Raw genomic sequence first — 22867 nt, 5'->3', positions numbered from 1 at the left:
TGGTACAGCTTAGAGTAATTTCAAAGGTTTCTACATTAGGTCACTCTAATGAACAGGTCATAGCCTCTTGTAACAATGGAACCATTCAATCAATATATCGTTTTATTCATCTTAATTGGTCAAAACACAAAAAGAAGCTAGCTCAAAAGACTTTAAACCTTTTGAACTAGCCCGTATCTTACTCACAAAGATTGTGGATAAAAACATTCCACCCTTTGTGAGTAAGATGAGGATTAGCTATTGTTTTTTCTGAAAATGTTATAAATTAAATTTGCTGTTTCTTCAACCGCTTTATTAGAAACATCAATCGATTCACAGCCAATTCGCTCCATTACTTTATTGGAGAAAGCAAGTTCTTCTTCAATACGCTTTATCGTAGCGTAGTTCGCTTCTTCTTTCAATCCAAGGCTTTTTAAACGTTCAGACCTAATGCTATTAAGCTTGTCTGGACTAATTTTTAAGCCAATCACTTTTTTCTTATCCAATTTAAAAAGCTCTTCCGGTGGCTCAACCTCAGGCACAAGAGGAATGTTAGCCACTTTCAGCCGTTTATGGGCCAAGTACTGGGACAATGGTGTTTTGGATGTTCGTGATACACCGATTAATACAATATCTGCTCTTTTTACGCCTCGCGGATCACGCCCATCATCATATTTCACTGCAAATTCGATGGCTTCAACTTTTCGAAAGTAATCCTCATCAAGAGTATGAATGAGGCCTGGTTGCAGTCGTGGCTTTTCGCCTGTTCGCTTCTCTAATAAATCCATCATAGGTGTAATGATATCATGAGTAGGCACACCGGCAGCCTTTGCTTGTTTTAACAGATAATTCCTAAGCTCAGGAATAACAAGGGTGAACGCTACGATTCCATTTTCCTCTTTCGCTTGTACTATAACCTCTTCAATAGTCCCCTCGTCTTCAACGTAAGGAACTCTGCGTACGTCAATACCGGCGTGGTTGAATTGACTTGCTGAGGCTTTGACTACCAATTCCGCTGTTTCCCCCACTGAATCGGATACTACAAATACAACCGGACGTTTACTCATACACTTTAAACCTCCTGTTTCTCCTAGTTAAACAAGTTTATTCGTTGCTATATCTACGAACGCTTTGGTAATGCTTGTTTTTGTGACTCGCCCAACGACTTCCATCTGGACTTCATTATCACCCTCTTTAAAATGCACGACTGGTAAGCCATCGATCTGCTTATTAATTAGCATTTGGGCTACATCCAGTAAAAGATCCGTCGGCTTGCAAGTCGTAATGTTTGGCATTCTGGTCATAATGATGTTCACCGGCATGGTCTCTAACTCTTGTTTCCCCATACTCGCTCTTAAGAGGTCTTTTCTTGAGAGAATGCCTACAAGATGAGAATGACGATTAACGACAAACAGCGTCCCTACGTCTTCCAAGAACATGGTGCAGATAGCGTCGTAGACAGAAGCTGATTCATTAACGACCACCGGAATGGATTGGTATTCCTTAACAGTCAGTTTACCGATCTTTTCTGTTAGGAGTTGTGCACCGGTCTTACCTGTGTAAAAATAGCCTACCCGAGGGCGTGCATCCAGAAACCCTGCCATGGTAAGGATGGCGAGATCTGGCCTTAACGTCGCTCTCGTTAATGAAAGCTTTTCCGCAATTTGTTCTCCTGTAATCGGGCCTTTATCCTTTACAATTTCCAATATATGTTGCTGTCGTTTATTCAGCTCGATGATCATCACCGCCTTGTCCGTTCAGGCATTTTAGAACGGGGTCTTTAATTACCTTTATTATTCTTCGTTGACTTGTAGACAAAATTCCCAAACTCAGTCCTAACGTTTTTCAGGTTTTTTTACTTACTCGCGATTGTACAAGCAAATGTGTATTTTAGAAAACCATTTAAATACAACTTACCCAAGCCATAGCTTGTTAGAGCATGATTTTCGTTATTCTGAGTGAAACACAACCGATTGAAAATCGGCAAACGAAAGGATCACATCAGACGTCTCTTTCATTTGACTTAAGCGGTTCTGCTTTAACTCTGCATCTTCAGTCATGACCATAATGTTGTCAAAATACTCGTGAATCGCCGGCTCAAGTTGAGCAAGAGCAGTAAATTCTTTTTCCACGTCCCCTTGCTGTTTGGCAGATGCTACTTCTCCTCTGACAGCATGAAGTTTATTGTAAAGTTCCTCTTCTTCTGGTTGCTTAAACAATTCTTTTTTCACACTTGCAAATTCTGCTTTTTTCGAAATGTTCGTTACACGACTAAAGGCTTCAACAAGCGGTTTAAATTCCTCTTTTTTTGCTTGCTCAGTAAGGAATTGACCCTTTTCAACCAATACATCAACACGTGTAATTCCTGAAGATAGGACTGCTTCAATCATATCATAACGCACTTGTTTCTCTTGTAATACGTTTTTAATTCTAAGTTCTGCAAATTCCATCAAATCCGCTTTTACATCTTCAGCATTCCTCTTTAACAGCCCTCGTTGTTCACATAAGGAAAGTGCTTCGTCGAAGAGTTCCGGCAGTTCAATCTCCCATTTACGATCAAGAAGAATGGCGATGATTGCTGCCGTTTGCCTTCTTAGACCATGAGGGTCCTGGGAGCCTGTTGGGATTTGTCCGATCCCAAAGCTCGTAACGACCGTATCTAATTTATCAGCAACACTTAAAACTGCTGATTCCAAACGAGTAGGGAACTGATCTTTAGCATGACGAGGAAGATAGTGCTCACGAATGGCCTCCGCTACTTCCTTCGTTTCTCCAGCTTTTTCTGCGTACTCCTGTCCCATTCTACCTTCCAATTCTGGGAACTCTCCGACCATGTGAGTAACTAAATCGAATTTACTTAATTGAGCTGCACGCTCAATGGTTTTCACATCTTGTTCATTCACATTCAGTTTGTTTCCTAGACGCCTCGAAAGGTCTTTAATGCGTCGGACTTTATCTCCAATTGACCCTAACTCTTCATGATACACAACATTTTCAAGTCGTTTTGCTGCATCATCAATATTCGTCTTCAAGTCTTCTTTATAGAAAAACTCTGAGTCTGCAAGTCGCGCTCTTAGAACTTTTTCATTCCCCTTTTGAACGTTTTCCAAGTGACGATGATCACCATTTCGAACTGTAATAAAGAAAGGCAAGAGTTCATCCTTATCGTTCAATACTGGGAAATAACGCTGATGTTCTCTCATAGATGTGATGAGGACATCATCAGGGACATGTAGAAACTTTTCATCAAACGTTCCGTGTAAGACAGTCGGATATTCGACGAGGTTCGTGACTTCCTCTAATAGGTCCTCATCAACCGGCACTTGCCAGCCTTCCGTTTCAGCTAACTGCTCGATTTGTTTTTTGATCGCATCCTTACGCTCTTTCGGGTCGCAAATGACATGTTCTTTAAGCAAGGTTTCTCGGTAGTCAGAAGCATGCTCAACCACTGTCGACTGACCAAGGAATCGATGACCGGTTGTGACATTAGAGGACTGAACACCAGCAATGGTAAAGTCGATAATCTCGTCTCCAAACAAGCCAATCAGCCATTTAATTGGTCGGACATAACGAAGCTTTCCGCTTCCCCATCGCATGTTTTTAGGAAATGAGATGCTTGTTAGAAGCTGATCGACTTCACTTAACAGCTGAAGGGTAGACTTCCCTTCTGTGAATTTGTTTACAAAAACGTACTCTTCACCTTTTAGTTCTTTGAAGTAAAGGTCATCCACAGCCACTTGCTGTCCACGTGCAAATCCCTGTGCCGCTTTTGACCAATTCCCTTCGGCGTCCAATGCAATTTTCTTTGAAGGACCTTTTGCTTCAGCACTTTGATCTTCTTGTTTTTCAGAAAGGCCTTCTACCATAACGGCTAGACGTCTTGGTGTAGAAAAAGGAAGGATTTGCTCAAAAGCCAAACGATTTTCAGTTAGCCATTCTTCCATCTTTTTTTCAAGCTGATTCATAGCGTCAGTTACAAATCGTGCCGGCATTTCCTCCAAACCGATTTCTAGTAAAAATGTACGATTACTCATTGTCTGCATCCTCCTTTTCCTTAAGCAACGGAAAGCCTAAACGCTCACGTTCATCGTAATATGCTTTTGCACACTTTCTTGCGAGATTACGGATACGTCCGATATACCCTGTTCGCTCGGTCACACTTACCGCGCCTTGAGCATCGAGCATATTAAAAGCATGGGAACACTTCAGGACGTAATCATAAGCTGGAATAACGAGGCCTTCCTCTAGCGTCCGGATGCCTTCTTGTTCATACGTTGAGAAAAGATTGAACCACATGTTAGCATCTGCAACTTCAAAAGCGTACTTGGACTGTTCATATTCATTTTGCAAAAAAACATCACCGTATGTTGTTCCTTTTACCCACTCGAGGTCATATACGTTCTCTTTATCTTGAATATAGGAAGCCAGCCTCTCAATACCATAGGTAATTTCAGCGCTCACGGGACTTGCTTCAATGCCCCCTACTTGCTGGAAGTACGTGAACTGTGTAATTTCCATTCCATCAAGCCAAACTTCCCAGCCTAATCCCCATGCTGCAAGGGCCGGATGCTCCCAATTGTCTTCAACAAAACGGATATCATGTTCTTCAGGATTAATACCAAGCTCTTTTAAACTTTCCAAATACAATTCTTGAATGTTGTCCGGACTTGGCTTCATGATCACTTGAAATTGGTGGTGCTGATAAAGACGATTGGGGTTTTCACCATATCGACCGTCGGCAGGTCTTCTGGACGGTTCCACATAAGCTACATTCCAAGGTTCAGGACCGATACTTTTTAAGAAAGTCATTGGATTCATGGTACCCGCACCCTTTTCCACATCATAGGGTTGGGTAATTAAGCAATTTTGTTTCGCCCAAAAATTTTGGAGCGTAAGGATCATATCTTGAACGTTCATGACGTTCCCTCCATTCACTATTCTAATCACGTGCAAGAGCCGCGTCCGGCAACCACGAAAGAATATAACCGCTGTAGTGAGATACCAAAGGGATTTACAAAAGGCGTTGTCACATGATAAATCGCAGACAACAAAAAACTCTCGTCCCTATGTTCATGTTGAACATAGGGACGAGAGTTACCCGCGGTTCCACCCTAATTGCTGAATGTCCTCAGCCTGCTTTCATGGTTGCAATGCTCCAAAGCGCCTTCTCTAGCGTCTGTGTGCCCGGCTTCCACTGCCCCGGGTTCGCTAAATATTGTACACAGATTAACTAAATACTCCTCTTCTTCACGGCATGCACACGTATGTAGTTATTTTGTATCTTACTCAAAAAGCGTACAGGTGTCAACTTTACGGGCCCATTTTTTCCATTTGATCTAAAAAGCGCTTTGACTTTAGTCGAAGGCCCGAATATTCGTCATAATAAACCTCTAACAAATGTTTAAGATGCTTTTTCGTCTCCGGCTTAACTTTGATGTTCCCGATGCGATTCACATCTAAATAGTGAAATAGCCTAAGCAGTTTCAAAGCTCCTGGTACCACTTCAATTCTGTATGGATCGATATCATAACAAGATGAACAGATAATTCCTGCTTCTTTTACGGAAAAAGCAAACGTACCTTCTTGTCTACCGCAATTGACGCATGCATCCAACATCGGAGTAATCCCTGCTACTTGAAGCATTTTCGTTTCAAACATTCTAACTAAGACTTCGCTGTCATCGCCTTCGTTTATTCGTGTTAGCATTTGAAACAAAAGTTCAAATAAAAATGGATTTCTTTGCCGGTCTTCTGTTAGCTTATCAACAATCTCCACCATATAAGCACCATAAGCGGTTAGCATCAGGTCACTTCGAACCTCTCGAAACGATTCTGTAAGATCCGCTTGGTTTAACGTTCCCACTCCTTTAGATTGGTGGAAGATAAACGTCCCATAAATAAAAAGCTGAGCACTGGAAGCAAATCGACTTTTTGGTCGTTTCGCCCCTTTTGCCATCAGTGCCAGCTTGCCGTGCTCTCTTGTAAAAAGCGTTATGATTTTGTTTGATTCTCCGTAATCATTGGTGCGAATAATGATTCCTTCTGCTTTTTGCAGCATCTACTCACCACACTTCGCTAATGCTTTTTTTGAGTAGCGGATTCACCTTACTGAATGGGAGGCTGAAGCTCTTGCTGTAACTCTTCATCCTCATCATGATAATCGGCGTCTTCGTTGTCCATTTCTTTAAATAACAAGTACGAATCAATACTGCCTGTGACTGAGAAAACCTTCCAAGAAAATTCTTTCAACTTGGTTCAACCCTTTCAAACAGACTTTATTTTGTTGATTCTTTCGTTACATAGTAGCTTGCCTCTAATCCCATGATTCATGACTGGAAATTAACAGTAAATCCATTCAATAAAGAAAACCCGCATCTATCCTTTAGGCTGCTTTCGGATCAACTAGCCATTTTTAATACTCGTCAGCTCGGTATCCGAATTCTTTTAGGTACTTCGCTTTGTTACGCCAATCTTTTTCTACTTTCACAAACAGCTCCAAGAAAACTTTCGATCCTAAAAGGGCTTGGATATCTTCACGGGCTCGTTGTCCGATTTCTTTTAACATAGCGCCCCTTTTCCCGATGATAATCCCTTTTTGTGAGCTGCGCTCAACAACGACAACCGCAGAAACATAGACAGTCTCTCCATCTTCACGCAGTTTAATTTGCTCAATATCCACTGCAATCGAATGAGGCACTTCATCCCGAGTTAAATGAAGGACTTTTTCCCTGATCATTTCACTAATTAAAAATCGTTCCGGGTGATCGGTGATCTGGTCGGAAGGATAGTACTGCGGTCCTTCCTCCAAATTGGCAAAAATCTGTTCCTTTAACGTTTCCACGTTATTTCCTTGAAGTGCGGAAATCGGAATAATCTCTGCAAAATCGTACTTGCTTCGGTACTTATCAATAATAGGCAATAGTTCGTCCGGGTGGACTTCATCAATTTTATTAACGACCAAGAATACCGGCGTTTTAACCGACTGGAGACGCTCCATAATAAATTCATCGCCACGACCCATGCCTTCTTTTGCATCAACGAGAAAAAGGATCGTGTCAACTTCATTGAAAGTAGTCCCCACGACTTTCATCATAAAGTCACCAAGACGATGCTTCGGCTTATGAATTCCCGGTGTATCAATAAATACAACCTGTCCTCTTTCTTCCGTATAAACACCTTGAATTTTGTTACGTGTCGTTTGCGCTTTGTCACTCATAATCGCAATCTTTTGTCCTAGCATTTGATTGAGTAACGTGGATTTCCCTACGTTCGGTCGTCCAATCAATGAGACAAAACCGGATTTAAATATCTGTTCAGTCATCGAGATCCGCCCCTGAAAACGCACCTGGCAGGATATCTTGTACTGTCCATTCCGAAACGTCTCCCTTTAGGTTCGTTAAAATAACCTTTGTGCTTGGTTCGCACAGCTCACTCATCACTTGTCTGCACGCGCCACACGGTGAAACTGGACCATCCGTATCAGCTACTACTGCAATCGCATCAAACTTTGTGACACCATCAGATACCGCTTTAAACAAAGCCGTTCTCTCAGCACAGTTACACATGCTGTATGCTGCATTCTCTATGTTACACCCGTGAAAAAGTTGACCATCCGCTGATAATAAAGCAGCGCCTACTTTAAATTTAGAATATGGGACGTACGCTCTTTCTCTAGCTAGTTTGGCTTCATCTATCAATGTTTTTACGTCTGCCATTTGACTCATCCTTTCGATGCTTGCTTACGTTAATTACAAAATCCTCAAACAGTTGTTCCTTTTCTTTCTTTTGCTGCATTTCAAACTCTTCTTGTAATCCTTTGGCTTTATCTTCAGGTACGACAACCCCACCTGAAATAATAAACTTCAATCCTTCTTCCACAGTCATGGACAAAATGGTTACATCCTCTAACGGGACGACTACAAGCCACCCCGAAGTCGGGTTTGGGGTTGTTGGCAAAAAGACATTAATGGAATCCTTTTGCGTAATGCGCTGTACTTCTCCCTTCGTTTCTCCTGTTAAGAAACCTAATGTGTAAACGCCTTTACGAGGATATTCTACCATAACCACCTTTTGAAAGGAGGACCTCTCTTGCGTGAACGCATTAATTAATTGATCAACAGATCCATATATGTAGTTTACTACAGGAACTTTTCGAAAGAAGCGATCCACACCAGTAAAAGCCTCTTCTTTTGTGCCTTTCCTTTTTAAAGCTCCAATCCACGCAACCAGCAGTAGCGTGACGATGAAACCAATTCCAACAAGTCGCTCTGTAAATGGCGTATACACCCCAAGAAAATACAGTCCACCTTCTTCAATACTGATCACTCTGAGTACACGTAAAACGTCTGTAATAAAGGGACCCAAAAAATTATCAATGATTGAAAACAACAGTTGTAGTACATAAATCGTTGCAATAGCTGGAAGCAAAAAGAGAAACCCCACTACCAAATTTCGCTGAAAGGCCTTCCACACAACAGAGTCCCCCTTTTTGCCTATTTATATCGATTTAAAAAAGAAGTGATAGTATTCTTGGTAAAAATATCGTAATACCAACAAGAACAGCTGTAATGGAAAACACCATCACAGCCCCTGCTGCCACATCTTTAATCACCTTTGCTTCAATGGCATACTCTTTTGTTATCATATCAACACAACGTTCGAGAGCTGTGTTAATGAGTTCAAGTCCGAGGACGCCACCGATAACCAAGATCAACAAAGCCTGCTCAAAAACTGTTACTTGAAGGAGTTGTGAGGCAATAAGAACGATGGCACCTAAGATAGAATGGATGCGAAAGTTTTGTTCATTTGCCCATGTATGTTTAATACCCTCTGATGCGTAGCGGAAACTCTTCATTAACCTGGTCCAAGACACAAACGTTTGTTTATTTTTTGAGGTCATGCTCGTTTAAAATCTCCTCTTGTACTGCAAGCATCTCCTTTTCCTCTTCATCGGATTGATGATCAAAGCCAATGAGATGAAGGAAACCGTGCACAGCTAGAAAGCCTAATTCACGCTCGAATGTGTGCCCGTATTCCTCTGCTTGTTCGCGAGCTTTTTGGACCGAGATTATAATATCCCCTAGAAGTTCTGGCACTCCTTCTCCATCTTCAAAATGAGGCCCCTCATCTTCTCCTTCGTTTAGAGCAAAAGATAATACATCGGTTGGACGATCGATTCCTCGGTAGTCGCGATTCAACTGATGAATTTCTTCATCTGTAACGATTGTCACGCTCACTTCCGATTCAGGATTCACGTCTCTTACCTCGTAAGCAGTCTCTAAGACACTTTGAACAAGGTCGAGATGATTTTGTGACAATTCCTCTGTTTCGTCGACCACGTGTATTTGTTTATCCATGTTTTTTCACCTTCTCTTTATCTACATTCTTCTCCGTCACTTCCTCCGGATATTCAATTCTGGAGTGAAATGTCCCTTGTAACGTCTCGCAAATAGACTTTGCGACCGTGTTTAATTCTTTTAAGGTCAAATCACATTCATTAAACTGTCCGTCTTCAAGGCGGTCGGCAATGATTTTACTAACTAGAGACTCGATTTTCTCAGGTGTAGGCTTTGTCATTGAGCGAACGGCTGCCTCAACAGAATCCGCAATTCCAACAATGGCCGATTCCTTCGTTTGCGCTCTTGGACCAGGGTATCTAAATTCCTCTTCTGTTACCCCATTTTCCGAGTCTTGTTTGGCTTTATGATAAAAGTATTTTAAAAGGGTCGTACCGTGGTGTTGTTCGGCAATATCGATAATTTCTTTTGGCATCCGATGTTCCCGAAGCATTGCCGCCCCGTCGTAAGGATGGGCTGTAATAATGGTCTTGCTAAGCTGAGGTGATATTTTGTCATGCGGATTATCAATCTTCATCTGATTTTCGATAAAAAAGTGTGGTCGCCTAGTTTTACCCAAGTCATGATAGTAGGATCCCACTCGTGCCAATAGCCCATTCGCACCAACAGATTCACACCCGGCCTCCGCAAGGTTAGCCACAATGACGCTATGGTGATAGGTTCCTGGTGCTTCCAAAAGGATCTTCCTTAAAAGAGGGTGGTTAGGGCTTGATAATTCGATTAACTTCATCGTCGATAAAATACCGAAGCCAGCTTCAAAGAATGGAATCAACCCTATGGTCAAAATGGCAGCCAAAATTCCTGCAGCTCCTGCAAATGCTACACTTAAACCTGCTTCCAATAACGAAAATTGTGCATTTCTAAGCATCAAGATAGCCATAATAACCAACGCGTTCAGTCCAGCAACAAACAACCCAGCTTGGAGAATCCTCGCCATTCTATGGGATTGACTGAGAAAAAACGTACTTCCCACTCCGCTGAAGAATACGTACATTCCGTGGGTATAGTTAACGACATTCGCTGTTTCATTGTTAAAGATGATGCTCGCCGTTATGGCTAAGATCATGCTTGAAAACAAAGCCACACGCGGATGCAACAGAACAGTCATCAGCATAGTACCCATCGCGATTGGGGCAATCAAGCTAATACCAGCCAAATCAATAAGGTGTGTAAAACTAACCACCTTCATAACAACCAGTGTCAAACTAAAAATCAATACGTACATGAGCAAATGGGTATTGTTTGTTCTTAACGACGTTTTTGCATCACTTAAAAAGTAACCGACCATGGCTGTCATCACCAAAACCAACATGGCAAGGCCTATGTATGGAAATAAGTTGGTATGATCATCCAAAAGCCCGGCCAATGATAATTGATGATAAACCTCACTTGTCACGAGCTGGCCTTCTGCCACGAGAAGTTGTCCTTCTCTAATGATGACAGGCTCTACTGAGTCTATCGCCAGTTGACGCGCTTCTTCCGTGGCTTCTTGATTATATAGGTAGTTTGCGGTAACCCCAAATCGGACGAGCTCGACCATAGCATCATGTAGACCTTGATCTGCAAAGGATATCCCGACTCTTCTTTCAGCCTGTTCTCTCGCTTCATCCACTTCATCCATACGTACACGATCATCCATAATTTCATAGATCGTATTCGTGGTCGCTTGCTGAGACATTTCTAGCTGCTCTTCATCAGCCGTTAGCAAGGCTATTAGCGTTTCATCGCTCAGTTCTTGACTTGTTCTTGTAGACATTAACTCTCGAAGTTTATCTACTATTTCTTCCTCTGTAAATGGTTCAACATTGGCTTCTTCGTCTTGAACAATCTCATCTTCGGTCTCTTCATCCGAAATGACTTCTTCAGTAGTTGTAACCTCTTCTAATCTTTCATTTTGTGACTTAATGATTTGACGGGTAAAAAGAAAGATCTCGTTGATTTTATCAACACGGTTTTGTGCATACCTCGTTTCTATCGTATATACACTTTCAACCGACTCTGCTGCTTCCTGTCTTTTTTGTTCTGTTTCTTCCCTGTCTTCAACGGTAATTGGCGACCGGATGTCTTGGTCTGCCATTGTACCGGGACTAATTGACAGTGTTTCCGGTATGACATTTGTAACCATTGAGGCATATAGCAGGACACCAAGTAATACAAATAAACTATGTCTGATGTAGCGGTGTTCCTTAAGCTTCATCCACCAATGCTGTTGATCTATAGGTGATGAACGTTTCCCCACACTTTTCACCCCATATTCTTGACAACGTTACATTAAATAGCGTTAGTTCTCCTTTTTCTCTTCTGAATCATAGGCATCAATAATTCGTTGAACAAGAGTATGACGAACGACATCTGATGCTTCAAGAAAATGAAAGTCGATCCCTTTCACATTTGAGAGGATCGCACTTGCCACTTTTAATCCGGATACTTTGCCTTTTGGTAAGTCAATTTGAGATAAGTCACCAGTAATAACCATTTTAGAGCCAAAACCAAGTCGAGTTAAAAACATTTTTATTTGTTCTTTCGTTGTGTTTTGTGCCTCATCCAAAATAACAAATGAGTCGTCCAATGTACGTCCCCTCATGTATGCCAATGGTGCAATTTCAATGGTTCCTCTTTCTAAGAGGCGAACCGTCTGTTCTTGTCCTAATACGTCATGAAGAGCATCATATAAAGGCCTGAGGTAAGGGTCGACCTTTTCTTTTAAGTCCCCTGGTAGAAAACCTAGGTTCTCCCCCGCTTCTACTGCAGGTCTCGTAAGAACGATCCGCTTTACATGTCCTTCTTTTAACGCGTGAACAGCCATAACAACCGCTAGATACGTCTTCCCTGTACCAGCAGGACCGATTCCAAATACAATATCTCTTTTACGAATGGAGCTCACATAATGGCGCTGACCGATGGTTTTAGCAAGGATCGGTTTCCCCTTGGCATTCACCGTAATTTTTTCATCAAACAAGTCCGCCAACTGGTCTAATTGTCCCTTTTGAGCCAATTGAGCTGCATAAACAACATCACGTTCTTGTAAGGTTGTTCCTTTTCGTATCAAGTCCAAAAGCATTTGCAAAGTATTTTGGACGAGCATAACCGCGTCTTCAGTTCCGACAACGGTTACTTGCTCGCCTCTTGTTAATATGGTTACATTCAGTTTTTCTTCCAAGCGGGTTAGGTGACGGTCATTCGGACCAAATAACGCTTGAACTTCATTACCGTCCTGTACTTGCAAATCAATCGTCTGTTTGATATCTGTCAATAGTCTCAATCTCCTTGAATGATCGGTTGTTTTCTGGATATATTATCGATTACTCGATAGTGTATGGTTACCTTAACTTTACCATTCCGTTCTTCTTCGTGCAAAACTTTTTCTCCCATTATTTCGGCCTTATCACTAAACCGTTCCAATATTTCGGCTCGGGATTTTTCTTTCGCCACAGTAAGGGCTTCTTGATAGGAATAGATCTGTTCCATGCTTTCAGTCTCCCTATTCATAATCCGTTTATATGATATTGGCAGTGAGTAGTTAAATGGTGAAAAGGGGCGTTCATACTCTTCTTGTTTGGCATGTTGGAACTCATGATCGCCAAACCCCCATAACGGAATGTCCCAACTACCAATTTTTACGGAATGGCGCGTATGAGCCTCTCCGGTAACCACTTGAAAGTCTTGCTCTAGAGGTACTTCCACGGTTGCTTTATACCAGACTTCCCCGTACACTTCTCCCTTGGCCGTCACTCTCTGTTCTTTTCCTTCTTTACCGATCAGTCCAGTTACAAGCAAGTCCCCTTTTTGAACGACTTGATTGGCTTCAACAACAGCGCTACCCTGTTCAACGAACATATGATGAATGATCGCCTTCCGGGTTGCTACCAGGTGTCCTGGGGCCTCTGGGGGCTCTTTTTCCGCTAGCTCCTTTTCAACTACTTGAAAATGATACGTTGTACCACGAATGGTTACACCAATCCATGTGGCATCCGGAATTTTATCACTGATTTGTTCTTGAATTACTTCAGGGGGTGGAAGCCTGAATTGTAACTTCCCTTTTTGAATACCTAGTTCGTCCACTTTTTGTCTAATCTCATGCTCCATAGCAGGAGAAGCACCGTCGATCTCAATATTCCAAACCATGTTGGCTAATATAAACAGCATTGCAATAAACAAGGCTGCCCCAGTCACAAACCCCGTTCGTGTGATCATCTTTTTAAGTAAAAATGGCGCCCCCTTACGCTCAATAAAACGAATTTTACAACCTGATTCCCGAGCGACTTTTCTCAAACGTTTCACATCATCGAGGAGAACAGAACAAAGATACGATTTATCCTCTGCTTGTCTAATATCCCAAATCATTAACCTCTTCTCGGTGCAACGATTAATAAATAACTCAGGATATGTTCCCACTACCTTTATGCGAACATAACCGGAGAATGTATTGACCCACATGTTTTTCATTTACCCGTTCACCTGCCTGTCTAAGTTTCAAACACGTATTGAACGCTTAAGATCTTTCCTTCCAAAAGGATTTCTTCCGGTAAGATTGTTTTTATGACAAAGCCTTCTCCTCGAATGAGCAGCTGTCCGTCATCAAGGCGAAGTCGCATCTCCTCTCGGGAGAAGCGCAAAACCCCTCGATGATTCTCTATGTAAATGTGAAGGTGCCCGACCATTGTAATCCGAGGAAGGTCCATCATGACATCAGCAGGCAATTCCATTCTCTCTGTCATCCACTGTTTGACCCATCGTCTCATCTTTTTCATGATGAACCCCCTTTCCTCTCATATCTATGTAAATAAACAGGAAGGTATCACACGTTTTACGAATTTTCCCGATAAGGTCTTCTAATGGGAATGAGAATAGGTCTTGGTATGAATCGGGATCAGCTATTGGAAACCCTTGTGGTGACTTTCTGCCAATTTGAGAGGAGGGTTATGGCGATTACCGGATTCGGGGCAGGTATTAACGGCTATACGTACGTCATTTACCGGTTCGGTAGTGAGATTGACGGCTTGCCACATAGATTTAACGGTTTCAATCCGGTTATTAACGGTTTCACTCTCACATGCTCTAAAACCGCACAAGCACAAAAAAAAGACGAGGAATTATCCTCGCCTTCTCCCATAACTATTTTGCCTTCTCGGGTTACGTGATCGTGGCGGTCCGAGAATCTCTGACCAAACCACACCTTTGACTGCATCTTCTCTTGATATGGAACTAAAATCCAATTCAACTTTCTCTTTACGAGTGATGTCTTTTTGGAAAATTGGAGATTCATCATCGATCTTACTTGATCTCCGTTTTGCTTCTTGCTTTCTTCGTTTCATTTCTTCATATCGATCATTAAGGTCATCGTTGGTTTGAGCAAGCTCTCTTCGACCTTGTTGGTCGGCAGCATATTGATCGGGCTTAGGTTCCGATTCTCCCAACGACCTCGGAGCTTTGTATGTGTCTGACTCCGCTCGAGGCTGTTTCCGATCATACTGTTCTTCCTCTTCAACGCCAAAGATTTGCTTCCAATCGATATCTCGTTCTTCTTTTGCCGGCTGACCGCCCTGTTGTCTTTGTTGCGGTCGTTGCCTTTGGTTTTGATCACCTTTCTTAGCAGCTCCTGCTCCTCCAAAGAGACTGATCAGACCAAAGATCGCAAACAATAACAACAGAGGGTTGTTGAGCAGCAAATTAATTAACCCTTCCATTATTCAGCGCTCCCTTCATGAAAGCGGTACAGAGACCATTAGCGATCTGTTGGTCGTTTTGTCTGGTCGCCCTCTTCTCCATCATCCGTAGCCTTACCGATTGAATCTCTCATATCCGTATCGGCTTTAACGTTGTTGAAGTTCATGTAATCCATAACGCCGAGGTTTCCGGAACGGAGTGCTTCTGACATAGCAAGTGGTACTTCTGCTTCTGCTTCTACCACTTTCGCGCGCATTTCTTCTACGCGGGCCTTCATCTCTTGTTCTTTTGCAACGGCCATCGCACGACGCTCTTCCGCTTTCGCTTGAGCAATCTTCTTGTCCGCTTCCGCTTGGTCCGTTTGAAGACCGGCACCGATGTTTTTACCGATGTCAATATCAGCAATATCAATCGAGAGAATTTCAAATGCCGTACCGGAATCCAATCCTTTTTTAAGGACAGTTTGAGAAATCAAATCCGGGTTCTCAAGTACTTTTTTGTGACTTTCAGAAGAACCGATCGTCGATACAATCCCTTCACCTACACGGGCAATAACGGTATCTTCACCGGCACCACCGACAAGGCGGTCGATGTTTGCACGTACCGTAATACGTGCTTTCGCTTTTACTTCAATTCCGTCCATCGCTACACCAGCAATGAATGGTGTTTCAATAACTTTAGGGTTAACACTCATTTGAACGGCTTCAAGCACGTCACGTCCTGCAAGGTCAATCGCCGCAGCACGTTCGAAGCTAAGCTCGATATTTGCACGCTGTGCAGCAATAAGCGCATTAACAACACGGTCTACGTTACCACCTGCAAGATAGTGCCCTTCAAGTTTGTTCGTGTTTAAGTCTAGTCCTGCTTTTACAGCCTTAATCAACGGGTTAACAACGCGGTGGGGAATAACTCGACGAAGCCTCATCCCTACTAGTTGCCAAATGCCAAGCTTAACGCCGGCTGCCCATGCAGAAATCCAGAGCATAACAGGTACAAATGTGAATAGTACCACAAAGAAAATTACAATTGCTCCTAATCCAATCAGGATCATTAATTGATCTGTTGCCATGTGTTCATCCTCCTCGATTTTTCATAATCCAATAGCTACCCAATTACTCGTTGTCCATTACTTCCCGTACAACAATCCTTGAACCTGCCGTTCGGACTACCTTTACTTTCCTTCCTTGTTCAATATAGCCTCCTTCAGAAACCACGTCAAGTCGTTCATCATTCACGAGCGCTGTTCCTGAAGGTCTTAAGACGGTTAACGCTTCGCCTAATGTTCCCACTAGTTCTTTTCTTGTTTCATTTGACACATAGCCTTCTTCACTCTTAGTTGAATCAAACAAAATCACTTTTTTCATCGGTCCTCGGAATCCGGCATATTTAAATAATAAAGTAATTGCAACCAAGGTTACTACTCCTGCAATAAGGATAGACACCATCACGTTCATCGTACTATACGATCCAAGCACAAGACTCGATATGATGGCCCCTATCCCCAAAATCCCGAAGATGCCAAACCCCGGAACTATGATCTCGATCACGACGAGTACAATTCCTATACCAAACAAAATATAGGTTTCCCATCCTGCAAACCCGGCTACCGTATGACCGAAGAAATAAAGGAGCAAAGCACTTATCCCCATTAGACCAGGGATACCAAATCCAGGTGAGTAGAGCTCAAGAACAAGCCCTAAGCTTCCGATCGACAGTAAAATCGGAACCACAATCGGGTGAGTCACAAAACGGGCAATTTGTTCTGCAAAACTTACTTCCATTTCTCGTTCAATGGCATTTTCCATTCCGAGAAACTCGAGTAATTCCTCGCGATTGCTCGCAATCGCTTCAGCATAGCCCGCCTCTAACGCTTCATTGGCATTAAAGGTAAGAAGGCTCTCTCCATCCACTCTATACTCTTCAAGGTCGATACTACGGTCGGCCATGGCTAATGCATAGATCGGATCGCGACCATTTTTTTCAGCTGCATCTTGCATCCTTGCAAGCCACACCGATTGTGACTTATCTTCAGCAGCATTACCGGCTCCATCAACCACAGCCGCAGAACCCATATCAGTACCCGGCATCATCACAATATTATCGGCAATTAACGAAATATAAGCACCTGCACTTAATGCTTCGTTGACAACAAATGCGGTTATCGGAATATCCGTGTTATTCATAAGGTTTGCAATTCGACCAGCAGCATCCACAAACCCTCCCGGAGTATCAACTTCCAGTACGATATGGTCGGCTCCTTCTTCCGCTGCTGCTTCAAAGGATCTTTCCATAAAAGCAAGTAGTCCTCTTTCTACTGTTTGCTCTACCGGAATATAGTAAACGAGCTTTCCTTCACCGTCACTTTGGACTGGAGGTGGGAACAAAAGAAGCAGGAGTCCTGTAAGTAAACATACTGAGTACAACGACATCCTAAAAGCCTTAGCTACCATAAAGTCCATTCCCCCTTTCTTATGTAATTGGCATCCTTCATATAAAAGCGACGTTACTTGTGTATACGAAGTGTAGGATAAAAAGGTTTCATACTTTTACTAATCATTTTAACCTAAAAGCGAAACCGATTCTCCTTTTGTGCTTATCATTTCCATTTCATCCATCATCCATTTGCCTTTTGCAGATCTATGTAGGAACTTCCATGTTAAAACTACTATTTACTAATTCACCTTTTTAGAAAGGTTGGTTTCGTATAGATTGTTTCTTTTTCATTATTTTCTTTATCATTCAATTTCCGGTTGAAGCATACGGGCCCTTCGACTTCAACATTTCCTCCCCCCTTCCCAAAACAGTGTTCAAGAAAGACCACGAGGAGGCAGAAGATGGTTAAGTGAATACAAAAAGAGGATGGCTTCGTTCAGCGCATCCTCTTGCTTGTTTTATTATGACAAGGATTTCAGCACGAGTCGGTTTACTTGATTGCCGTCGGCTTTTCCTTTGACTTTTGGCATGATGGCTCCCATAACTTTACCCATGTCAGCTTTCGTAGAGGCTCCTACTTCTTCAATTGTCTCATCAACAATGGATTGAAGTTCCTCATCGGAAAGTTGTTTGGGTAAATAGGCCACAAGTACATCCATTTCTGCCTGCATTTTCGCAACCAAATCATCACGATTGGCTTTTTCAAATTCTTGGAGGGATTCTTTTCGTTGTTTCATCTCACGACCCAGAACGGTGAGTGCTTCATCTTCAGTAAGTTCTTTCCCCTGTTTGATCTGTTCGTTTTGTAAAGCGGACTTTACGGAACGAATGACCACGAGACGTTGCTTCTCTCTATTCTTCATCGCTTGCTTCATGTCTTCATTCAATTGCTTTTGAAGATCCAAGAAAAAAACACCCTCTCCTTAGAACTTACGCTTGCGAGCTGCTTCTGATTTCTTCTTTTTCTTGATGCTCGGTTTTTCATAGTGTTTACGTTTACGAACCTCTGCTAATGTACCCTCTTTAGACATCGTTCTTTTGAAGCGACGAAGGGCAGCATCGATAGATTCATTTTTACGTACTTTTGTTTCTGCCATTCTGTTTCCCTCCCTCCAAACAACCAATCAAGACACACTTGAATTGCATGTCTTTCATGATTATAAACGAATCATTTGCTCGGGTCAACTTTTATCGTTCATTAATTCCTTGTCATGGTTGTCTTATTTGACCATAAACATAAGGTGAGGTGTTGTCCATGAAAGAATTATTCTCTTTGTTTGCCATATATATCGCTTTATTTCTATTCGGAATGACTGTCATGAGACAAGGTCTGTTTAACCTGCAGAGGAGGAGGATGACAGATTTACTATTACGCTTTATTGATAGACCTTATAAAGGACTCGTTATCGGCGCCCTTGTAACAGGACTGCTTCAAAGCAGTTCAGCTGTCATGGTCATGACCGTGGGACTAGTAGCTACTCGCGTCATTTCTTTTAGGCATTCCATCGGGATCATGCTTGGGGCCAATATAGGGACATGTCTAACCCTTGAAATTGTCGCACTAGATATTAGCTGGTTGGTCATTCCTCTGCTTGTAATCGGCTTACCATTATTAATGACAAGAAATCACGCTTTCTTTTGTATTGGATGTTTTACTTTCGGGCTGGGAAGTATCTTTGTGGCGATGCATGGTTTTGAAACTCTCGCGTACCCACTCACCTCACTCACGTCTGTACATGACTGGTTGATGAGTACAGATGAAAAGGGAACAGTAGCACTCATCATTGGTGTGGTCATGAGTGGGATTATCCAATCGAGTTCGGCTGTTTCTGCTATAACCATGTCTTTTATGAATGAAAGCATTTTGTCACTACCGACTGGCATTGCCATTATGCTTGGAGCCAACATTGGAACGTGTGTAACAGCGTGGCTTGCAAGTATCGGGGGAAGCGTAGAATCTCGGTTAACAGCATATGCACATATTTGGATTAATGTTTTGGGCGTTTTATTATTCTTCCCTTTCATTCATATCTTTTCTGATGTAATCAAACTCACGGCTGATTCACCTGCTATGCAACTCGCACATGCCGCTACGGTATTCAACATTCTTTCATCCGCTGTTATTTTGCCATTTACGGACCGGTTCGCCCGCTTTCTACTTTGGGTGCACAGAGTAAAAGATATGAGAGTGTGACATGCTTTTTATGCCCCTGCTTTTGAAACAGTAAAAAAAGATCCCGGCACCTTTTTTTGGTACCGGGATCTTATATATATTAATAGTCTGAATCAGATTTTTCACCTTTTACAATTGCAATTCCTGCACTCGCTCCGATACGAGTTGCTCCTGCTTCAACCATGGCAAGTGTAGTTTGAGTATCACGAACGCCACCAGAAGCTTTTACACCAACATCCGGGCCAACCGTTTTTCTCATTAAAGCAATGTCTTCAACTGTCGCTCCACCTGTTGAAAAGCCAGTGGAAGTCTTTACAAAATCCGCACCTGCCTCAACAGAAATCTCACATGCTTTAACCTTTTCCTCGTCAGTCAAAAGAGCTGTTTCAATGATAACTTTTGTAAGAGCTTTTCCTTTTGCAGCATCTACAACTGCTTGTACATCCCTTTTTACAAGGTCAAGGTCATCACTTTTAAGAGCGCCTACATTTATTACCATATCAATTTCAGTCGCACCTTTTTCAATTGCGTCTTTTGTTTCAAACGCTTTCGTTTCCGGTGTGGATGCACCAAGAGGGAATCCGATAACTGTACAAACTTTTACATCAGGCGTGTCTTTTAATACTTCATAAGCAGTTTGAACGTAGGTTGGGTTTACACATACACTTGCGAAAGTATATTCCTTTGCCTCTTCAGCAAGTTTAACAATCTGGTCTTTTGTCGCTTCTGGCTTAAGCAACGTATGGTCGATTAATTGAGCAAGGTTTTGTGTCATGTTATTCACACTCTCTTTCAATATGTAATAGATGTACGTACCACTCATCTGTCCAAACATAATCATAGCATGTTTATTATTTTTTGACGAGAGTCTAAAACTTATGCTTCCTCAAAGAAACATAACCATACTTTTTTTATTATGGCTGTTTTGGTATAGATTGTTGCTTTTTCATTATTACCTTCATCACCAGAATTGTGATTGAAGCATACGGGCCTTCGCTTTCCATAGTGGTGCTTGCAAATCTCCACAGGAATTGATTATAGGAGTTAGCTGCGTCAATGAGAAAAGACCATATAACAAAAGGGCTCTAATCATTCTAGATGATCAGAACCCTTTTTACGTTGCTTTTATCCCATACTTATTATAACAATCAGTCGCCTGCTACGATGGCTGTTTTCGCATCGTCTTTAACAACACGTACGAATTGACCTTCGTTATACGGGTAGCCTGCTTTGGTAATTTTAACTTTTACAATCTCACCAATTAAGTCTTCTGATCCTTCTACCTTTACCTTCATGTAGTTGTCCGTATATCCAACAAGAAGGTCTCCTTCACTCGCTTTTTCTTCCGGAATCATTTCAAGAACATCATCTTCAAATGTGGAAGCATATTCTTTTGCAAGTTGATTGGAAAGTTCGATCAAGCGATGAACACGATCGTTTTTCACGTTATCATCTACTTGGTCTTCCATACGAGCAGCCGGTGTTCCTGTACGTTTGGAGTAAGGAAACACGTGGAGTTCCGAGAATTTCAAGTCACGAATGAAATCATACGTTTCTTGATATTCTTCATCGGTTTCACCAGGGAAGCCAACGATTACATCGGTAGTAACCGCAAGCCCTGGAAGAGCTTTGTGAAGTCTTCCCACACGCTCTGCAAAAAACTCGTTTGTATATTTTCTTCGCATTCGTTTAAGTACCGTATCTGAACCAGATTGAAGAGGAACATGAAGATGCCTTACAATCTTTTCCGATTGATCGATAACTTCAATTACACGATCCGTAATTTGGCTCGCTTCAATTGAGGAGATACGAATACGCTTTAACCCTTCCACTTTTTCAAGTTCAAGGAGCAAGTCTGCAAGGCTGTAATCTTTGAAGTCTTCACCGTACCCGCCAGTATGAATTCCTGTGAGGACGATCTCTTTATACCCAGCGTCAACTAGCTGACGGGCTTGTGATAGCACATCCTCGGGTTTTCTTGAGCGAAGAAGTCCTCTCGCCCACGGAATAATACAAAAAGTACAAAAGTTATTACACCCTTCTTGGATCTTCAATGAAGCACGGGTGCGGTCCGTAAACGCAGGAACATCCAATTCTTCGTATACACGGGTTTTCATAATGTTTCCAACACCGTTAATAGGCTCCCGTTCTTCGCGGAATTGTTCAATGTAAGGAATCATTTTGTGGCGGTCTTGCGTCCCGACTACAATATCAACTCCTGGAATCGCCATAATTTCAGCAGGAGATGTTTGAGCGTAACATCCAGTTACACAGATAACCGCTTCAGGATTTTTTCGAATCGCTCGTCGAATCACTTGACGGCTTTTTTTATCTCCGGTATTTGTAACGGTACATGTGTTAATCACGTAAACATCCGACGTTTGGTCAAAATCTGTTTTCTCGTAACCTTCCGACTTGAATAATTGCCAGATGGCCTCTGTTTCATAATGGTTTACTTTACAGCCTAATGTATGAAAAGCTACTGAAGGCATGGAATCTTCACCTCAATAATTCAATATGATAAGAAATGGCCGATAGAGCATACAAAGGTGCTGTTTCGGCTCTTAAAATGCGCGGACCCAAAGCACAGGGATGGGCCCCGGCTTGAATAAACCCTTCGATTTCCCGATCAGAAAAACCGCCTTCCGGACCTACAATAAGAAGAATCGTATCTTTTTCTTCCACCTTTGCAAGAGTGTCAACCAAGCGGCTTTTCTCATCGTTTCTGGCTTCTTCTTCATAAGCAACCAAAACGTGGTCAAACGCCTCAATCCGTGAAGTCAACTGTTTAAAACTCTCCGGTTTATAAACGAAAGGAATACGCTGACGGTGGGATTGCTCTGCTGCTTCTTTGGCAATCTTGTTCCAACGGTCCTGTTTCTTGACTGCTTTTTTGGGGTCTAGTTTAACAACTGAACGATCTGCTTCAAAGGGGATATAGGAAAAGGCCCCCATCTCGGTCCCTTTTTGAATGACCCATTCAAGCTTGTCAGCTTTTGTTAAACCACAGGCGATGGTAACGTGCACCGGCATTTCACTTGATCGCTCTTCTATCTGTTGAATCGATGCCCGAACCTCGGTTAGGGTCATCTCTTCAATCGCAGACAAAAAACAATCACCTGACTGGTTACAGCAGATCACGTTGTCACCCTCATTCATTCTCATGACTTTTTGGATGTGCTTTGCGTCATCACCCGCTATAATAACATAGTTGTCATCGAATTGCGTATCCTCCAAAAAATACCGTTGCACAGTCATCA

24 protein-coding genes are annotated in these 22867 nt (G+C 42.3%); 1 reads left to right on the top strand and 23 read right to left on the bottom strand.

Annotation, left to right across the window (positions count from 1 at the left end; genetic code table 11):
* Nucleotides 1-233: 233 nt before the first annotated feature.
* From G476_RS0105540 to rpsU, 20 genes are all read right to left on the bottom strand, one after another.
* Nucleotides 234-1046 carry a pyruvate, water dikinase regulatory protein gene (locus G476_RS0105540; protein WP_026689212.1) on the bottom strand — a complete coding sequence of 271 codons (813 nt, stop codon included), beginning with the start codon at nucleotides 1044-1046 and terminating at the stop codon, nucleotides 234-236.
* A 27-nt stretch (nucleotides 1047-1073) separates the two neighbouring features.
* Nucleotides 1074-1721, bottom strand: a complete 648-nt coding sequence (gene ccpN / locus G476_RS0105535) for a transcriptional regulator CcpN (RefSeq protein ID WP_035186144.1) — start codon at nucleotides 1719-1721, stop codon at nucleotides 1074-1076.
* A 207-nt stretch (nucleotides 1722-1928) separates the two neighbouring features.
* Nucleotides 1929-4013: a glycine--tRNA ligase subunit beta gene (glyS, locus tag G476_RS0105530; protein ID WP_026689210.1), complete on the bottom strand. Its 2085-nt coding sequence runs from the start codon at nucleotides 4011-4013 to the stop codon at nucleotides 1929-1931.
* Nucleotides 4006-4896, bottom strand: coding sequence for a glycine--tRNA ligase subunit alpha (gene glyQ / locus G476_RS0105525; RefSeq protein ID WP_026689209.1), 891 nt, complete (start codon nucleotides 4894-4896; stop codon nucleotides 4006-4008). The genes glyS and glyQ overlap by 8 nt, the downstream gene beginning before the upstream one ends.
* A gap of 393 nt (nucleotides 4897-5289) precedes the next feature.
* A complete protein-coding gene (gene recO, locus G476_RS0105520; protein ID WP_026689208.1) occupies nucleotides 5290-6036 on the bottom strand; it encodes a DNA repair protein RecO in 747 nt (248 codons plus the stop codon).
* Between the two features lie 47 nt (nucleotides 6037-6083).
* Nucleotides 6084-6227 (bottom strand): YqzL family protein, encoded by a 144-nt coding sequence (locus tag G476_RS23220; RefSeq protein WP_084405630.1) that lies wholly within the window; start codon nucleotides 6225-6227, stop codon nucleotides 6084-6086.
* Nucleotides 6228-6390: 163 nt separating this feature from the next.
* Nucleotides 6391-7299 (bottom strand): GTPase Era, encoded by a 909-nt coding sequence (gene era, locus G476_RS0105510; protein ID WP_026689207.1) that lies wholly within the window; start codon nucleotides 7297-7299, stop codon nucleotides 6391-6393.
* Nucleotides 7292-7693 carry a cytidine deaminase gene (gene cdd, locus G476_RS0105505; RefSeq protein WP_026689206.1) on the bottom strand — a complete coding sequence of 134 codons (402 nt, stop codon included), beginning with the start codon at nucleotides 7691-7693 and terminating at the stop codon, nucleotides 7292-7294. Before cdd ends, era begins: the two co-directional genes overlap by 8 nt.
* On the bottom strand, nucleotides 7665-8450 hold the full coding sequence (locus G476_RS21325; protein ID WP_084405629.1) for a DUF502 domain-containing protein: 786 nt from the start codon (nucleotides 8448-8450) through the stop codon (nucleotides 7665-7667). The genes cdd and G476_RS21325 overlap by 29 nt, the downstream gene beginning before the upstream one ends.
* Before the next feature lie 34 nt (nucleotides 8451-8484).
* Complete coding sequence (locus G476_RS0105495; RefSeq protein WP_026689205.1) at nucleotides 8485-8877, bottom strand: diacylglycerol kinase family protein; 393 nt, start codon at nucleotides 8875-8877, stop codon at nucleotides 8485-8487.
* Nucleotides 8861-9334 carry an rRNA maturation RNase YbeY gene (gene ybeY, locus G476_RS0105490; RefSeq protein ID WP_026689204.1) on the bottom strand — a complete coding sequence of 158 codons (474 nt, stop codon included), beginning with the start codon at nucleotides 9332-9334 and terminating at the stop codon, nucleotides 8861-8863. The genes G476_RS0105495 and ybeY overlap by 17 nt, the downstream gene beginning before the upstream one ends.
* Nucleotides 9327-11573, bottom strand: coding sequence for an HDIG domain-containing metalloprotein (locus G476_RS0105485; RefSeq protein WP_026689203.1), 2247 nt, complete (start codon nucleotides 11571-11573; stop codon nucleotides 9327-9329). Before G476_RS0105485 ends, ybeY begins: the two co-directional genes overlap by 8 nt.
* A 42-nt stretch (nucleotides 11574-11615) precedes the next feature.
* Nucleotides 11616-12587 (bottom strand): PhoH family protein, encoded by a 972-nt coding sequence (locus G476_RS0105480; protein ID WP_026689202.1) that lies wholly within the window; start codon nucleotides 12585-12587, stop codon nucleotides 11616-11618.
* A 5-nt stretch (nucleotides 12588-12592) separates the two neighbouring features.
* Nucleotides 12593-13780 carry a sporulation protein YqfD gene (yqfD, locus tag G476_RS0105475; protein WP_026689201.1) on the bottom strand — a complete coding sequence of 396 codons (1188 nt, stop codon included), beginning with the start codon at nucleotides 13778-13780 and terminating at the stop codon, nucleotides 12593-12595.
* A gap of 20 nt (nucleotides 13781-13800) precedes the next feature.
* Nucleotides 13801-14088 carry a sporulation protein YqfC gene (gene yqfC / locus G476_RS0105470; RefSeq protein ID WP_026689200.1) on the bottom strand — a complete coding sequence of 96 codons (288 nt, stop codon included), beginning with the start codon at nucleotides 14086-14088 and terminating at the stop codon, nucleotides 13801-13803.
* 339 nt (nucleotides 14089-14427) lie between these two features.
* Entirely contained in the window at nucleotides 14428-15021 is a 594-nt protein-coding gene (locus G476_RS0105465; RefSeq protein ID WP_026689199.1) for a hypothetical protein, read from the bottom strand.
* Between the two features lie 38 nt (nucleotides 15022-15059).
* Nucleotides 15060-16070 (bottom strand): flotillin-like protein FloA, encoded by a 1011-nt coding sequence (gene floA / locus G476_RS0105460; RefSeq protein ID WP_026689198.1) that lies wholly within the window; start codon nucleotides 16068-16070, stop codon nucleotides 15060-15062.
* 43 nt (nucleotides 16071-16113) lie between these two features.
* Nucleotides 16114-17451 (bottom strand): NfeD family protein, encoded by a 1338-nt coding sequence (locus tag G476_RS0105455; RefSeq protein WP_051314670.1) that lies wholly within the window; start codon nucleotides 17449-17451, stop codon nucleotides 16114-16116.
* Between the two features lie 444 nt (nucleotides 17452-17895).
* Nucleotides 17896-18339: a GatB/YqeY domain-containing protein gene (locus tag G476_RS0105450; protein WP_026689196.1), complete on the bottom strand. Its 444-nt coding sequence runs from the start codon at nucleotides 18337-18339 to the stop codon at nucleotides 17896-17898.
* Between the two features lie 18 nt (nucleotides 18340-18357).
* Nucleotides 18358-18531 (bottom strand): 30S ribosomal protein S21, encoded by a 174-nt coding sequence (gene rpsU / locus G476_RS0105445; protein ID WP_026689195.1) that lies wholly within the window; start codon nucleotides 18529-18531, stop codon nucleotides 18358-18360.
* 158 nt (nucleotides 18532-18689) lie between these two features.
* On the opposite strand from rpsU, the gene G476_RS0105440 reads away from it, so the two are divergent.
* Nucleotides 18690-19628 (top strand): Na/Pi symporter, encoded by a 939-nt coding sequence (locus G476_RS0105440; protein ID WP_026689194.1) that lies wholly within the window; start codon nucleotides 18690-18692, stop codon nucleotides 19626-19628.
* A 79-nt stretch (nucleotides 19629-19707) separates the two neighbouring features.
* Here G476_RS0105440 and deoC read toward each other — a convergent pair whose 3' ends face one another.
* From deoC to G476_RS0105425, 3 genes are all read right to left on the bottom strand, one after another.
* Nucleotides 19708-20382 (bottom strand): deoxyribose-phosphate aldolase, encoded by a 675-nt coding sequence (gene deoC, locus G476_RS0105435; RefSeq protein ID WP_026689193.1) that lies wholly within the window; start codon nucleotides 20380-20382, stop codon nucleotides 19708-19710.
* Nucleotides 20383-20755: 373 nt separating this feature from the next.
* Complete coding sequence (gene mtaB / locus G476_RS0105430) at nucleotides 20756-22099, bottom strand: tRNA (N(6)-L-threonylcarbamoyladenosine(37)-C(2))-methylthiotransferase MtaB (protein WP_026689192.1); 1344 nt, start codon at nucleotides 22097-22099, stop codon at nucleotides 20756-20758.
* 7 nt (nucleotides 22100-22106) lie between these two features.
* A complete protein-coding gene (locus tag G476_RS0105425; protein WP_026689191.1) occupies nucleotides 22107-22859 on the bottom strand; it encodes a 16S rRNA (uracil(1498)-N(3))-methyltransferase in 753 nt (250 codons plus the stop codon).
* Between the last annotated feature and the right edge of the window lie 8 nt (nucleotides 22860-22867).

Source organism: Alteribacter aurantiacus DSM 18675 (assembly GCF_000429705.1).
Taxonomy (GTDB): domain Bacteria; phylum Bacillota; class Bacilli; order Bacillales; family Salisediminibacteriaceae; genus Alteribacter; species Alteribacter aurantiacus.
This window is presented reverse-complemented; position numbering and strand designations above follow the sequence as displayed.